14 protein-coding genes are annotated in these 14,219 nt (G+C 65.6%); all 14 read left to right on the forward strand.

Going from position 1 to position 14,219, the window contains the following annotated elements; translation table 11 throughout:
- The first annotated feature begins 229 nt into the window (after nucleotides 1-229).
- The 14 genes from ACX3PH_RS14195 (at nucleotide 230) to gmk (ending at nucleotide 14,205) form a co-directional block, all read left to right on the forward strand.
- Nucleotides 230-664, forward strand: a complete 435-nt coding sequence (locus tag ACX3PH_RS14195) for a type II 3-dehydroquinate dehydratase (protein WP_459093341.1) — start codon at nucleotides 230-232, stop codon at nucleotides 662-664.
- A 65-nt stretch (nucleotides 665-729) separates the two neighbouring features.
- Nucleotides 730-1,293, forward strand: coding sequence for an elongation factor P (efp, locus tag ACX3PH_RS14200; RefSeq protein WP_459093342.1), 564 nt, complete (start codon nucleotides 730-732; stop codon nucleotides 1,291-1,293).
- Complete coding sequence (nusB, locus tag ACX3PH_RS14205) at nucleotides 1,293-1,706, forward strand: transcription antitermination factor NusB (RefSeq protein WP_459093343.1); 414 nt, start codon at nucleotides 1,293-1,295, stop codon at nucleotides 1,704-1,706. Before efp ends, nusB begins: the two co-directional genes overlap by 1 nt.
- A gap of 88 nt (nucleotides 1,707-1,794) precedes the next feature.
- Complete coding sequence (locus tag ACX3PH_RS14210; protein ID WP_459093344.1) at nucleotides 1,795-2,613, forward strand: ABC transporter ATP-binding protein; 819 nt, start codon at nucleotides 1,795-1,797, stop codon at nucleotides 2,611-2,613.
- An 11-nt stretch (nucleotides 2,614-2,624) separates the two neighbouring features.
- Complete coding sequence (locus tag ACX3PH_RS14215; RefSeq protein WP_459093345.1) at nucleotides 2,625-3,650, forward strand: aliphatic sulfonate ABC transporter substrate-binding protein; 1,026 nt, start codon at nucleotides 2,625-2,627, stop codon at nucleotides 3,648-3,650.
- A gap of 3 nt (nucleotides 3,651-3,653) precedes the next feature.
- The gene (locus ACX3PH_RS14220) at nucleotides 3,654-4,541 is read left to right on the forward strand and encodes an ABC transporter permease (RefSeq protein ID WP_459093346.1); all 888 of its coding nucleotides are present in this window, start codon (nucleotides 3,654-3,656) and stop codon (nucleotides 4,539-4,541) included.
- Nucleotides 4,542-4,615: 74 nt separating this feature from the next.
- Nucleotides 4,616-5,161 (forward strand): bifunctional pyr operon transcriptional regulator/uracil phosphoribosyltransferase PyrR, encoded by a 546-nt coding sequence (pyrR, locus tag ACX3PH_RS14225; RefSeq protein ID WP_459093347.1) that lies wholly within the window; start codon nucleotides 4,616-4,618, stop codon nucleotides 5,159-5,161.
- Nucleotides 5,158-6,105, forward strand: a complete 948-nt coding sequence (locus ACX3PH_RS14230; protein WP_459093348.1) for an aspartate carbamoyltransferase catalytic subunit — start codon at nucleotides 5,158-5,160, stop codon at nucleotides 6,103-6,105. The genes pyrR and ACX3PH_RS14230 overlap by 4 nt, the downstream gene beginning before the upstream one ends.
- Nucleotide 6,106: 1 nt before the next feature.
- On the forward strand, nucleotides 6,107-7,441 hold the full coding sequence (locus ACX3PH_RS14235; RefSeq protein WP_459093349.1) for a dihydroorotase: 1,335 nt from the start codon (nucleotides 6,107-6,109) through the stop codon (nucleotides 7,439-7,441).
- Nucleotides 7,434-7,982, forward strand: coding sequence for a PH-like domain-containing protein (locus tag ACX3PH_RS14240; RefSeq protein ID WP_459093350.1), 549 nt, complete (start codon nucleotides 7,434-7,436; stop codon nucleotides 7,980-7,982). Before ACX3PH_RS14235 ends, ACX3PH_RS14240 begins: the two co-directional genes overlap by 8 nt.
- A complete protein-coding gene (gene carA / locus ACX3PH_RS14245) occupies nucleotides 7,979-9,130 on the forward strand; it encodes a glutamine-hydrolyzing carbamoyl-phosphate synthase small subunit (protein WP_459093351.1) in 1,152 nt (383 codons plus the stop codon). The genes ACX3PH_RS14240 and carA overlap by 4 nt, the downstream gene beginning before the upstream one ends.
- Entirely contained in the window at nucleotides 9,130-12,435 is a 3,306-nt protein-coding gene (gene carB / locus ACX3PH_RS14250) for a carbamoyl-phosphate synthase large subunit (protein WP_459093352.1), read from the forward strand. Before carA ends, carB begins: the two co-directional genes overlap by 1 nt.
- Nucleotides 12,428-13,267, forward strand: a complete 840-nt coding sequence (gene pyrF / locus ACX3PH_RS14255) for an orotidine-5'-phosphate decarboxylase (protein ID WP_459093353.1) — start codon at nucleotides 12,428-12,430, stop codon at nucleotides 13,265-13,267. Before carB ends, pyrF begins: the two co-directional genes overlap by 8 nt.
- Nucleotides 13,255-14,205: a guanylate kinase gene (gene gmk, locus ACX3PH_RS14260; RefSeq protein WP_459093354.1), complete on the forward strand. Its 951-nt coding sequence runs from the start codon at nucleotides 13,255-13,257 to the stop codon at nucleotides 14,203-14,205. Before pyrF ends, gmk begins: the two co-directional genes overlap by 13 nt.
- Nucleotides 14,206-14,219 lie beyond the last annotated feature (14 nt).

The following is a 14,219-nucleotide window of genomic DNA, read 5'->3' on the forward strand; positions in this document are numbered from 1 at the left end:
CAAGACCGAGACGGGCGAGAACAAGAACGCATCCCGCTCACCGGGTAGAACTCTGCCCCACAACGCGCGGGCCTCGACGGGCTCAACAGGTTTCGACGAGCTCAACCAGCGGGGCGCAGGTTTCGACACTTCGACGAGCTCAGTACACCGCAAGCTAGACCAGCGGGGGCGGAGCGCACGCTCACCAAACCGGAGAACCCGCCCACAGCATGCTCGATAGGCTTGCCCCATGACTAGAGTGCTGGTGCTGAACGGCCCGAACCTCAACAGGTTGGGCACCAGGGAGCCGGATGTCTACGGCACAGCCAACCTGGACGACCTGCGTGCCAGCCTGGCCGAAGTTACCGGCACGGAGATCGACCTGCGGCAGACCAACGATGAGGCCGAACTCATCGGCTGGCTGCACGAAGCCGTCGACACCCGCGCCGCAGTGATCCTGAATCCGGCAGCATTCACGCACTACTCCTACGCCCTGCGGGACGCCGCTGCGATGGTGACCGGTGCTGGACTCCTGCTGGTGGAGGTGCACATATCCAACCCGCACGCCCGTGAAGAGTTCCGCCACACCAGTGTCATCTCAGGTGTTGCAACCGGCGTCATCGCCGGCCTCGGCTTCGACTCCTACCTCCTCGCCCTCGACTACATTCGGCGCACGGCCGCCTAACCGGTAAACTTTCCCTTCGGCGCACTCGCCGCAGCTCATCCCCAATCGAACGGATCAATTGACGCATGGCTTCTACCGCTGACATCAAGAACGGTGTGGTTCTCAACATGGACGGCGGACTGTGGACCGTTATCGAGTTCCAGCACGTCAAGCCGGGCAAAGGCGGTGCGTTCGTTCGCACCAAGGTGAAGAACGTGCGCACCGGCAAGACCGTCGACCGCACCTTCAACGCCGGTGCGAAGATCGAGACCGAGACAGTTGACCGGAGCGACTTCCAGTACCTGTACAAGGACGGGGACAGCTTCGTCTTCATGAACACCGACAACTACGACCAGATCACGCTGAGCGACGTGCAGGTCGGCGATGCGCCCAACTTCATGCTCGAAAACCAGAACGTGACGATCGCGCTGCACAATGGCGACCCGCTCTATGTGGAGCTTCCGGCATCCGTCGTCCTGGAGATCACCTACACCGAGCCCGGCCTGCAGGGCGACCGTTCGACCGGCGGTACCAAGCCGGCCACCGTCGAGACCGGCTACCAGATCCAGGTGCCGCTCTTCCTCGACCAGGGCACCAAGGTCAAGGTCGACACCCGCACCGGTGACTACCTGGGACGCGTAAACGACTAGTGAGCGCCCGCACTAAAGCGCGCAAGCGCGCCGTCGACCTGCTCTACGGGGCAGACCTCCGCGAAATCTCACTGAACGAGGCAATCGCCGTCGAATCGGCCAGAGCCGAAGGGCAGCCTGACCGTGAAGCCTCCTGGCGTTACGCCAGAGAGATCGTGGTCGGAATCACCGAACACGGCGATGAGATCGATGAACTCATCGAGACCTACGCCCAAGGCTGGACGATCGACCGGATGCCCACCCTCGACCGGGCGATCGTGCGAATCGGCATCTGGGAGATTATGTTCAACGATGAGGTGCCGGACTCAGTCGCGGTCTCCGAAGCCGTGAAACTGGCGTCAGAGCTCAGCACCGACGACTCAGCCGGCTTCGTGAACGGTCTCCTGGGACGCATCACCCAGCTTCGCTCGTAGGGCCAGTGTTTCGTCGCGTTACGCGCCTGCGTTTCGCACTGTTACAACCGGCGTAGGCGGCCGGCCAGGCGGCTCATAGTCTCCTGCTGTGACCTCAACTACAGCGACCCCGGCACGTACCGCGGCCCGCGCTTCCGCCATCACCGTCCAGCGCGTCGGCAGGGTTTTCGACGGCGACCGATCGGTGCTCAGCGGCATCGACCTGACCATCGACGCCGGCGAGATCGTGGCGCTCCTCGGTGCCTCCGGCTGCGGAAAATCCACACTTCTGCGGCTCATCTCTGGGCTGGACGCGCCAACCGTCGGCCACGTCGCGATCGATGGCACGCCGGTCGACGGGATCGACCTGCGCTGCGCAGTCGGTTTTCAGGAGCCGCGGCTGCTGCCGTGGCGAACCATCGCCCATAACGTCGAACTCGGCCTCCCCAACGGAACGCGCCGCGCCGGCGGTGCACGAAGGGTCGCCGGGCTGCTCGAGCTCGTCGGGCTGGGCGCGGCGAGCGGCCTCCGCCCACGCCATGTCTCCGGCGGCATGGCCCAGCGGGTCTCCCTCGCCAGGGCGCTCGCGCGGGAACCCGGCGTGCTGGTTCTCGATGAACCGTTCGGGGCGCTGGATGCGCTGACCCGGCTCCAGATGCAGGACCTCCTTCTCGACATCCACGCAGCGGAGCCCACCACGATCGTGCTCGTCACCCACGACGTCGAAGAAGCGCTTTACCTGGCCGACCGGGTCGTGCTGCTCGGGGAGGATCCCCGCACACCGGGGTCTGGTTCCGGCATCCGCTCGATTATCGACGTGCCTGGCGCGCGCCCGCGAGACCGCGGGGATGCGCACCTTGCTCACCTCCGCGCCGAGCTGCTTGGCGGCCTCGGCGTACCCACCCATCGCAGCACCACATCGAGTTAAGGAAACGCAGCATGAGAACCAAGACACCCCTGGCCACAGCGGCCATTGCCGCCGCAACCATTCTGGCGCTCAGCGGATGCGTCGCAGGCGAAGGCTCAGCGGCTCTGGGAGACGAAGAAACCAGCGGGAAGTGGTCATCCGACACTCTCAATATCGACTTCGCCACCTACAACCCGCTCAGCCTGGTCATCAAGGAGCGGGGCTGGCTGGAGGAAGAGCTGGACGGCGTCACCGTTACCTGGCTGCAATCGGCCGGCTCGAACAAGGCGAACGAGGCGTTGCGGGCAGGCGCGGTCGATGTTGGGTCCACCGCTGGTTCTGCCGCACTACTGGCGCGGTCGAACGGCTCGCCCATCCAGGTGATCGACATCTACTCTCAACCGGAGTGGGCAGCGATCGTGGTGCCGGAAGGGTCACCGATCGAGTCTGTCGACGACCTGCGAGGCAAGAACATCGCTGCCACCAAGGGCACGGACCCGTACTTCTTCCTGCTCCAGACACTCGAAGAGGCGGGCATCGGGCTGGATGAGGTCACCATCCAGAACCTTCAGCACGCCGACGGGGGAGCAGCACTCCTCTCCGGCGCCGTTGATGCCTGGTCCGGACTGGATCCGATCATGGCGACCGCAGAAGTCGACTCCGGTGCCAAGCTCATCTACCGGAACATCGACTTCAACACCTACGGCTTCCTGAACGCCACGGAGAGCTTCCTGACTGCGTCGCCGGATATCGCCCAGGTGGTTGTCAACGCTTACGAGAAGGCGCGGGAGTGGGCAGCGCAGAATCCGGAGGAGACGGCACAGGTCCTTGCCGACTACTCGGGAGTCACGATCGAGGTCGCCAGGAAAGTGCTCCTGGAGCGCACGAACCTCGACGTCGGAGCGCCGGGTGAGAAGCAGCGCGACGTGCTCGAGATCGTTGGGCCGATCTTCGTGGAGTCCGGTGACGTCGCGAACCAGGCGTTGATCGACGACGCCCTGGACGCGTTGTTCAACGACGGCTTCTTCGCGAAGGCCGACCCGGCCAGGATCGGTTAGCCCATGAGTACCACGACGGATGAACGGCCGGTCCGACTCGAGGATCGAACCCTGCACCACTATGCGTCGGGCTACGGGTATTCGGCCGCTGGCACCGCAGCGGACCCGCTCCCGGCCAAGCAACCGGCGACCCGCCGTGGCGGCAGGGGCTGGGTGATCGGAGGAGGGCTGCTGCTTCCGCTGGCGCTGCTCGGTATCTGGTTCCTCATTGCCCATTACGCCTGGGTGCCGGCCTTCCGCCTTCCAGCACCGACCACAGTCTGGCTGGCAGCGACCGACCTTCTCGATCGGGGCCAGCTGGGCATCCACATCGCCATCTCCACCCAGCGCGTGCTGATCGGCTTTGTCCTCGGCGCGGTCGCCGGGCTCGTTCTCGGGTCGGTGGTGGGGCTGTCACGACGGGGCCGCATCCTGCTCGCGCCGACCATTGGCGCGTTCAGGGCGGTGCCATCCCTGGCCTGGGTCCCGTTACTCGTGCTCTACATCGGCATCAATGAAGACTCGAAAGTGACGCTGATCGCGATCGGCGCTCTCTTCCCGGTCTACACGACGGTTGCCGGCGCGCTCAGGCACGTCGATCCGCACCTGGTGGAACTCGGTCAGGCTTACGGGCTGGGGCGGGTCGAGCTGCTCCGCCAGGTGCAGCTCCCCGCTGTGGTGCCGAGCATCGTCTCCGGGCTTCGGCTCGCACTCGCGCAGGCGTGGTTGTTCCTGGTGGCTGCTGAGCTGATTGCGTCCTCGATGGGCCTCGGCTTCCTGCTGGTGGACTCGCAGAACAATGGACGGGTCGATCGCCTGTTCCTGACGATCATCCTGCTCGGGATTCTCGGAAAGACGACGGATGCCCTCATCGGGCTTCTCGAGAAGTACCTGCTGAAGCGCTGGGGGTAGGTTCCGACAGCGGTATGCTTGTCGAAACAGACATCCTTTAAGTTCCGTCCTGTGAGGCGGGGAAGGAGGTCAGGTTGCCCACGCGTATAGTGCTGCAGCAAGCTGATATCTCTCGAGCGTTGACTCGGATCTCCCACGAGATCCTGGAGTCCAATCGGGGCCCCTCCGGGTTGGTGCTGCTGGGTATTCCCACTCGCGGAGTGCACCTGGCCAGGCGCCTGGCCGACCAGTTGGCGCAGTTCTCCGAAGACGACGTGCCCGCCGGTTCGCTGGATGTCACCATGTACCGCGACGACCTCTCGCGCGGCAGGACCCGCACCCCAGCTCCTACCCAGCTCCCGCCCGGCGGCATCGACGGTGCGACGGTTGTTCTGGTCGATGACGTGCTCTACTCGGGCCGCACGATCAGGGCGGCACTGGACGCCCTCGGTGATGTCGGTCGGCCGAAGGCGGTCAGGCTCGCGGTGCTCATCGATCGTGGGCACCGAGAGCTCCCTATCCGCCCGGACTTCGTCGGCAAGAACCTGCCGTCGTCCCACGAGGAGCGGGTGAACGTGCGCCTGGTGGAGGTGGACGGTGAAGACTCGATCACCATCGACAACTTCGAGGGACGCGCATGAGGCACCTGCTGAGCACCAGGGACCTGAGCCGCGACGAGGCGATCGCCATCCTCGATGTCGCAGAGGACATGGCGGATGTCTCGGGCCGGGAGATCAAGAAACTCCCGGCGCTGCGCGGCAAGACCGTGGTCAACCTCTTCTTCGAGGATTCCACCCGTACCCGCATCTCCTTCGAGGCTGCGGCGAAGCGGCTCAGCGCTGACGTCATCAACTTCAGCGCGAAGGGTTCGAGCGTCTCCAAGGGGGAGAGCCTGAAGGACACGGCGCAGACCCTTGCGGCAATGGGCGCGGATGCCGTCGTGGTGCGGCACAACGCGTCCGGAGCCCCCCGGGTGCTGGCCGATGGCGGCTGGATCGATGCGGGCATCGTCAATGCGGGCGACGGAACCCACGAGCACCCGACCCAGGCCCTGCTTGACGCGTTCACCATCCGCCGCCGATTGCACGGAAGTGCTTCGCGAGGCAAGGGGCTGGACGGCACGACGGTCACCATCGTCGGCGACATCCTCCACTCGAGGGTGGCGCGCTCCAACGTCTGGCTGCTGTCAACCATGGGCGCGTCCGTTCGGCTGGTCGCTCCTCCGACTCTCCTGCCGGTCGGCGCCACCAACTGGCCGGTCGAGGTGGGCTACGACCTCGACAGTGCCCTGTCCAGCGCCCCCGACGTCGTCATGATGCTCCGCATCCAGTCCGAGCGGATGCACGCGGCCTTCTTCCCGAACCCGCGGGAGTACGTCAGGCGGTGGGGACTTGACGATGCGCGATTGGCCAGGCTCGGCTCGGATACGATTGTCATGCACCCGGGCCCGATGAACCGAGGTCTCGAAATTTCCTCCGGAGCGGCCGATTCCAGCCTCTCGACAGTGCGGGAACAGGTAACGAACGGGGTAGCGGTGAGGATGGCAGTGCTCTACCTCCTGCTCTCCGGATCGCTGGAGGACTGACATGCGCATCTTGATCACCGGAGCGGCCCTGGCCGACGGAACAACGACAGACATCCTGGTGGCCGACGGGGTCATCGCCGAGCTCGGCTCCAGCCTCAGTACCACCGGCGTCACTCGGATCGACGCTGACGGCCTGATCGCGCTGCCCGGCCTGGTCGACCTCCACACGCACCTGCGGGAACCTGGAGCAGAGCAGAGCGAAACCGTTCTCACCGGCTCACGGGCTGCAGCCATCGGCGGCTTCACTGCGGTACACGCCATGGCCAACACGTTCCCGGTCGCCGACACCGCCGGTGTGGTGGAACAGGTCAAGTCACTGGGCGATTCGGCAGGCTACGTCACGGTTCGCCCGGTCGGCGCTGTCACCGTCGGCCTGATGGGGGAGAGGCTCGCCGAGCTGGGGGCGATGGCGAGTAGCCGCGCGGCGGTTCGCGTGTTCTCCGACGACGGCACGTGCGTCTCAGACGCACTCATGATGCGCCGGGCGCTGGAGTACGTGAAGGCATTCGATGGCGTGATCGCCCAGCACGCCCAGGAGCCGAGGCTTACCGAGGGCGCCCAGATGAACGAGGGAACGCTCTCCGGTGAGCTCGGCCTGGCCGGCTGGCCGGCGGTTGCTGAAGAGGCGATCATCGCCAGGGACGTGCTGCTCGCCCAGCATGTCGGTTCTCGAGTGCACATCTGCCATCTGTCGACCGCGGGGTCGGTCGACGTCATCCGGTGGGCGAAGTCACGCGGGATTGCCGTCACCGCGGAGGTGACGCCACACCATCTGCTGCTTGACGAACAGCTCGTCCAGGGTTACGACGCGACCTACAAGGTGAACCCGCCGCTTCGCCGAGCCGAAGACGTGCAGGCTCTCCGCGAAGGGCTCGCCGACGGCACCATCGACATCATTGCGACCGACCACGCACCGCATCCGCTCGAGGCGAAGGAATGCGAGTGGAGCGCCGCAGCCTTCGGCATGGTGGGGCTCGAGTCTGCGCTGTCCGTGGTGCAGGCGGCGGTCGTCGACACCGGGCACCTGGACTGGACCGGTATCGCCCGGGTGTTCTCGGAAAAGCCGGCGGAAATCGGACGGGTCGCCGGCTACGCGGACGGGTTCACCATCGGTGCGCCGGCCAACCTGACGCTTTACGACCCCACTGTCGGTCGCGAGTTCTCGGCGGCCCTGCTGCGCGGCCGAAGTGTCAACACGCCATTTGCCGGACGCACCCTCCCGGGACGCGTCATGGCGACGATTCACAACGGATACGCCACGGTCCTTGACGGGGAACTCGTTGACGAGGAAACGGTGGCCTCAGCGGCCGTCGCGAACGGAGCTCAGCATGGATAGACCGCTACTCATGGCCATCGTCATCGCCTTCCTTCTGATCCTCCTCGCCTTGATGGTGCTCGGCTGGCGAAAGCGCCAGCGAAGCCAGGCCGCCTTCCCGGCACCGCTTGCACTCCCGGAGAACCCGGGTGCCGAGACGCTGGCCGCTGACGCGTTATATGTCGCCACCACTGTCGCCGGAGAGCCGCTGAACCGGATTGCCGTCGGAGGTCTCGGCTATCGCGCTCGCGCCACCGTAGGTGTGCTGGAGCACGGCCTTCGGCTGTCCATTCCGGGGCAGCCGGCCATCTACATCCCCGCCGAGAGCATCCGCACCGTCGAGCGGGCCACCTGGGCCATCGACCGGGCTGTGGAACAGGACGGCTTGATCCTGATCCGCTGGGCCCTCGGTGAGACGGCGGATGCTCGGCGCGAGGTCGACAGCTATCTGCGCATCATCGACCCGGCGAACGCCGCACAGTTCTTCAGTTCCGTGCAGCAGCTGCACTCCGGCACCGCCCAGACAGCCAGGACCGACCAGACAGGAGGTCGCGCCCAGTGACCACGCTCCACCCAGCAGTTCTCGTCCTCGAAGACGGCACCAGTTACCGCGGCCAGGCGTACGGGGCGATCGGCCAGACCTTCGGCGAGGCGGTATTCGCGACCGGCATGACCGGCTATCAGGAAACCCTCACCGACCCTTCCTACGCCGGCCAGATCGTCGTGATGACGGCTCCGCACATCGGCAACACCGGCGTGAACCAGGAAGACAACGAGTCCGACCGGGTCTGGGTGTCCGGTTTCGTGGTGCGTGACCCGGCGCGGATGGTCTCCAACTATCGGGCAACCGGCAGCCTCGATGACCGCCTGGTGGACGAATCGATCGTGGGCATCAGCGGCATCGACACGCGCGCCGTGGTTCGCAGGCTTCGCGATGCCGGCGTCATGCGCGCCGGCATCTTTTCCGGTGCTGATGCTGACGTGTCACTGGAGTCCCAACTCGAGGCCGTGCGGTCATCAGCCCAGATGACCGGGGCGAACCTGTCGTCGACCGTGTCCACTCGCGAACCGTACGTCGTACCGGCGGAGGGTGAGCGCATCGGAACCGTCGCCGTCCTCGACCTCGGGGTCAAGGCATCCACTCTTCGCTACCTGGCGGTGCGCGGTTTCGACGTGCACGTGGTGCCGCAGACCACGACGGTTGCCGAGTTGCTGGCGCTGAAGCCCACCGCGGTGTTCTACTCCAACGGCCCTGGCGACCCCGGGGCGTCGGACAACCACGTCGAGCTCCTGCAATCCGTGCTGCGCGAGGGGATTCCGTTCTTCGGCATCTGCTTCGGCAACCAGTTGCTCGGCCGTGCGCTCGGATTCGGAACCTACAAGCTCCCGTTCGGCCACCGCGGCATCAACCAGCCGGTGGTCGACCGGTCTACCGGTCGGGTCGAAGTGACCTCGCACAATCACGGCTTCGCGGTCGATGCGCCGATCGGCGAACCGGTCGACTCACCGGCCGGCTTCGGGCGAGTCGAGGTCAGCCACGTGAACCTCAACGACAACGTCGTCGAGGGCCTTCGCGCCCTCGACATACCGGCCTTCTCCGTGCAGTACCACCCGGAGGCGGCTGCAGGGCCGCACGATGCCAACTACCTATTCGATCGATTCAGGGAGATGGTCGTTTCGCACCAGCTCCGGGCCAGCGAGGAAAACTAATGCCGAAGCGCGATGACATTAAATCGGTGCTCGTCATCGGCTCAGGGCCGATCGTCATCGGCCAGGCCTGCGAGTTCGACTACTCCGGAACGCAGGCCTGCCGCGTGCTCCGCGAGGAGGGCGTGCGCGTCATCCTGATCAACTCGAATCCGGCCACCATCATGACCGACCCGGATTTTGCGGACGCCACCTACATCGAACCCATCACCTGGCAGGTGATCGAGTCGATCATCGCCAAGGAGCGGCCGGATGCGATCCTCCCCACCCTGGGCGGCCAGACCGCCCTGAACGCGGCGATCGAGCTTCACGAGAACGGCATCCTGGAGAAGTACGACGTCGAATTGATCGGCGCCAACTTCGAGGCGATCAACAAGGGTGAGGACCGCCAGATCTTCAAGGACCTGGTGCTGGCGTGCGGAGCGGATGTCGCCCGCTCCCACATCGCCCATACTGTCGAGGAGGCGATCGACTTCGCCGAGGACCTCGGCTATCCGTTGGTGATCCGGCCGTCGTTCACCATGGGCGGGCTGGGATCCGGCTTCGCGTACACCCGCGAAGAGCTCGTGCGGATGGTCACCGACGGCCTTCACCAGAGCCCGACCACCGAGGTGCTCCTGGAGGAGTCGATCCTCGGCTGGAAGGAGTACGAACTCGAGCTCATGCGCGACACTTCCGACAACACGGTCGTGGTCTGCTCGATCGAGAACGTCGACCCTGTCGGCGTGCACACCGGTGACTCGATCACCGTCGCGCCTGCCCTCACCCTGACCGACGTCGAATTCCAGAACCTGCGGAACATCGGCATCGACATCATCCGTGCCGTCGGGGTCGATACCGGCGGATGTAACATCCAGTTCGCCATCGACCCGGCGAACGGCCGGGTCATCGTGATTGAGATGAACCCGCGAGTCTCCCGCTCCAGCGCCCTGGCGTCCAAGGCGACCGGCTTCCCGATCGCGAAGATCGCCGCGAAGCTGGCCATCGGCTACCGGCTCGATGAGATCCCGAACGACATCACGCAGGTCACCCCCGCGAGCTTCGAGCCGACACTCGACTACGTGGTGGTGAAGGTGCCGCGCTTCGCCTTCGAAAAGTTCCCGGCGGCAGACCAGCGGCTGACCACCACCATGAAGTCGGTTGGTGAGGCGATGGCGATCGGCCGCAACTACGCATCCGCCCTCCAGAAGGCGCTGCGCTCTCTGGAGAAGCGGGGTTCGTCATTCCACTGGAACGGTGACTCCCGCACCAAGGCTGAGCTGCTGGAGGTCGCGTCGGTGCCGACCGACGGCCGGATCGTCACCGTGCAGCAGGCGTTGCTGGCCGGCGCGACTTCCCAGGAGGTTTTCGACGTCACCGGTATCGACCCCTGGTTCATCGACCAGGTCATCCTCATCAACGAGATCGCTGCGACGGTGGCGGATGCTGTCGAGCTCGACTTCGCGACTATGCGGCTTGCCAAGGACCACGGTTTCAGCGACCACCAGCTCGGCGAACTTCGCGGGCTCAGCGAGGCGGACATCCGCAGCATCCGTCACGGTCTGGGGCTTCGACCGGTGTTCAAGACGGTGGACACCTGCGCGGGGGAGTTCCCGGCGCTCACCCCGTACCACTACTCCAGCTACGACCAGGAGACCGAGGTCGTGCCGAGTGAGCGACGCAAGGTGGTCATTCTCGGCTCGGGTCCTAACCGCATCGGCCAGGGTGTCGAATTCGACTACTCCTGTGTGCACGCATCCTTTGCGCTCTCGGATGCCGGCTTCGAGACGGTCATGATCAACTGCAACCCGGAGACGGTCTCAACCGACTACGACACCTCCGATCGGCTCTACTTCGAACCGTTGACCCTGGAAGACGTTCTCGAGGTCATCCATGCCGAAAGCCAGAGCGGCGAATTGGTCGGTGTCGTCGTGCAGCTTGGCGGGCAGACGGCACTCGGCCTGGCCAAAGGGCTGAAGGCTGCCGGGGTGCCCATCCTGGGCACATCGCCTGAGGCCATCGACCTCGCCGAGGAGCGTGGGCTGTTCCAGGGACTCCTCGACGATGCCGGGCTGCTCTCGCCGCGCAACGGCACAGCCATCGACTATGCGGGCGCCGTCGCGGTCGCAGAAGAGATCGGCTACCCGGTGCTGGTGCGTCCGTCATACGTGTTGGGCGGGCGCGGGATGGAGATCGTCTACGACAGCCCGTCACTGGCCGGCTACTTCGAGCGGATGGCCGGACAGGGCATTATCGGGCCGACACATCCGCTGCTGGTCGACCGCTTCCTCGACGATGCGGTGGAGATCGACATCGACGCCCTCTACGACGGCGAGCAGCTGTACGTCGGAGGCGTGATGGAGCACATCGAGGAGGCCGGCATCCATTCCGGCGACTCGAGCTGCACCCTGCCACCGGTCACTCTCGGCCGCGAGGTCATCGACCGCGTCCGTGAGGCCACGCTGGCGATCGCCCAGGGGATCGGCGTGCGAGGCCTGCTGAACGTGCAGTTCGCGATCGGCGCAGGCGTGCTCTACGTGCTCGAGGCCAACCCACGGGCATCGCGCACCGTGCCATTCGTCGCCAAGGCCCTCGGCCTCCCCATTGCGAAGGCTGCTGCCCTGATCATGACGGGGACCAGCATCCGCGAACTGATCGACAGTGGGATGCTGCCGCTGCAGGACGGCTCGGTGGTCCCAATGGACTCACCCGTTGCCGTGAAGGAGGCGGTGTTGCCGTTCAAGCGGTTCCGCACCAAGGAAGGTCGCATCGTCGATTCGGTACTTGGCCCGGAGATGCGGTCGACGGGTGAGGTCATGGGCATTGATTCCGACTTCCCGCGGGCATTCGCGAAGAGCCAGGAGGCGGCGTACGTTCGGCTCCCGCAGTCGGGTGCCGTGTTCGTCTCTGTCGCCGATCGCGACAAGCGGGCGATCATCCTTCCGGTGCTTCGTCTTCAGCAACTCGGATTCCGCATCCTGGCGACGCTCGGAACGGCAGAGATCCTGAGCCGCAACGGCATCTCCGCCCAGGTGGTGCGCAAGTACGACCAGGGGGAGTCCGCGGTCGAGGGCGAACTGTCGATCGTCGAGTTGATCAACAGCGAACAGGTCGACATCGTGATCAACACGCCGAGCGGCCGGAGTGCGCGTGCCGACGGTTACGAGATCCGGGCGGCCGCAGTCGCTGCGGACCTGCCGTTGTACACGACGATCGCCCAGCTTGGCGCAGCCGTACACTCGATCGAGATCATGCGCGAGGGTTTCGATGTGCGATCGTTGCAGGATTACGCGATCGACCGGGCAGAGAGGCTGGCACTGATTGGCTAGCTTCGGTGACCGTCTGGCGGACAGCTTCGAAAGCTACGGCCAGTTGTGCGTCGGGATCGACCCGCATTCCTGGTTGCTTGAGGAGTGGCGCCTTCCCGATACCGCGATCGGCGCACGGGAGTTCGGGCTGCGCGTCGTAGAAGCAGCGGCCGGGCAGGTCGGTACAGTCAAGCCGCAGGTCGCGTTCTACGAGCGTTTCGGATCGGCCGGCTACAAAGCTCTCGAGGAAGTACTGGCCGCCGCCCGTTCAGCGGGACTGCTGGTCATCGCCGACGTCAAGCGCGGGGACGTCGGAACGAGTGTCGAGGCGTACGGCCAGGCCTGGCTCACTCCCGGCAGTCCGCTGGAGGCCGACGCCATCACGGTGAGCGCGTTCCAGGGAGTGGGTTCCCTCCGCGCTCCGCTGGAACTGGCTGCGCAGCACGGCAAGGGGCTCTTCGTGCTGAGCGCAACCTCGAATCCCGAGGCCGCAGCGCTGCAGCTCGCCAGAACCGCGTCCGGTGAGACTGTTGCCCAGGCGATCGTTCAGGAGGTCGCCGATTGGAACACGACCCATTCACTGGGCCGGCTCGGGTCGGTGGGCGTTGTCATCGGCGCCACCGTCCAGACATCCGATTACGGCATCGATTTCGACTCCGTCGATCCGCTGCCGATCCTCGCCCCCGGATTCGGTCACCAGGGTGCACGCATCGAACAACTGCCCGACCTGTTCGGCGCAGCCGCAGGCTCCGTGCTCGTCACGGTGTCCCGCAGCATCCTCAGCACCGGACCGCAGGGGATCCGTGCCGCCATCTCCCGTGAGGCAGCCGAGGTGGTCGCATGCCGCGGATAACGCCTCCAGATGTGGACCGTGCAGCGGCATCACGCGCCGCCGTTGCGGCGCGGCGCGCACGGGCAGCGGTCAAGCGGGACATTGCAACCCACCGTCGCACTCCGTTGGAGGTTGCCGAGACCGCCTGGCTGGGGGAGTCGTCGCAGCCCGAAGCGTCACTCCGGGTGCGCGAACTGCTGGGGAGTATTCCGGGGCTGGGTCCGATCCGGGTAGCGCGAGTCATGGAGCAGCTGGGCATCGCCGAGTCCAAGCGGGTCGGCGGGCTCGGCTCCAGGCAGCGCAAGTCCCTTCGCGACTGGCTTACCACCCGGGAGGCCCAGGAGGAGCGTCGTAAGCCATCGCGGCTGGTGGTGCTGGCCGGCCCGACAGCGGTCGGCAAGGGTTCCGTTTCCGGTTACATCCGCGAGAATTTCCCCGGCGTGCACCTGTCTGTCTCCGCGACCACCAGGCGACCGCGTCCCGGCGAGGTGGACGGGGTGAACTACTACTTCGTCTCCGACGAAGAGTTCGACAACCTGGAAACGACCGGGCGGATGCTCGAAACGGCGACGGTGCACAACGCCTACCGCTACGGCACTCCGCGTGCACCCATCGAGGAAGCACTCGCCGAGGGCCGGAGCGTGCTCCTGGAGATCGACATCCAGGGTGCACGCTCGGTCAAGCGGGCCATGCCGGAGGCGGTACTGGTCTTCCTGCTTCCGCCGACCTGGGAGGAACTCGTCCGCAGGCTCATCGGTCGAGGCACCGAAGAGGCCGCGGAGCAGGCCCGCCGGCTGGAGACAGCGAAGATCGAGCTCGCGGCGCAGGACGAGTTCGATTACAAGGTCATCAATCACACTGTCAGCGAAGCCGCCCAGGAAGTCGTAGACTTGATGTCCGTGCCCGCACCGGCAGCGTCCGCGCGCCCGGCAACACTCCGCGGCACCGAATCCCACTAGTTTTCAAGGAGCAT

The organism is Homoserinimonas sp. A520 (genome assembly GCF_054489245.1).

Coding starts and splice junctions, on each gene's coding strand:
- ACX3PH_RS14215 (WP_459093345.1), top strand. CDS start 2,625: ATGAGAACCAAGACACCCCTGGCCACAGCGGCCATTGCCGCCGCAACC.
- ACX3PH_RS14235 (WP_459093349.1), top strand. CDS start 6,107: ATGCGCATCTTGATCACCGGAGCGGCCCTGGCCGACGGAACAACGACA.
- efp (WP_459093342.1), top strand. CDS start 730: ATGGCTTCTACCGCTGACATCAAGAACGGTGTGGTTCTCAACATGGAC.
- ACX3PH_RS14230 (WP_459093348.1), top strand. CDS start 5,158: ATGAGGCACCTGCTGAGCACCAGGGACCTGAGCCGCGACGAGGCGATC.
- ACX3PH_RS14195 (WP_459093341.1), top strand. CDS start 230: ATGACTAGAGTGCTGGTGCTGAACGGCCCGAACCTCAACAGGTTGGGC.
- carB (WP_459093352.1), top strand. CDS start 9,130: ATGCCGAAGCGCGATGACATTAAATCGGTGCTCGTCATCGGCTCAGGG.
- gmk (WP_459093354.1), top strand. CDS start 13,255: ATGCCGCGGATAACGCCTCCAGATGTGGACCGTGCAGCGGCATCACGC.
- ACX3PH_RS14240 (WP_459093350.1), top strand. CDS start 7,434: ATGGATAGACCGCTACTCATGGCCATCGTCATCGCCTTCCTTCTGATC.
- ACX3PH_RS14220 (WP_459093346.1), top strand. CDS start 3,654: ATGAGTACCACGACGGATGAACGGCCGGTCCGACTCGAGGATCGAACC.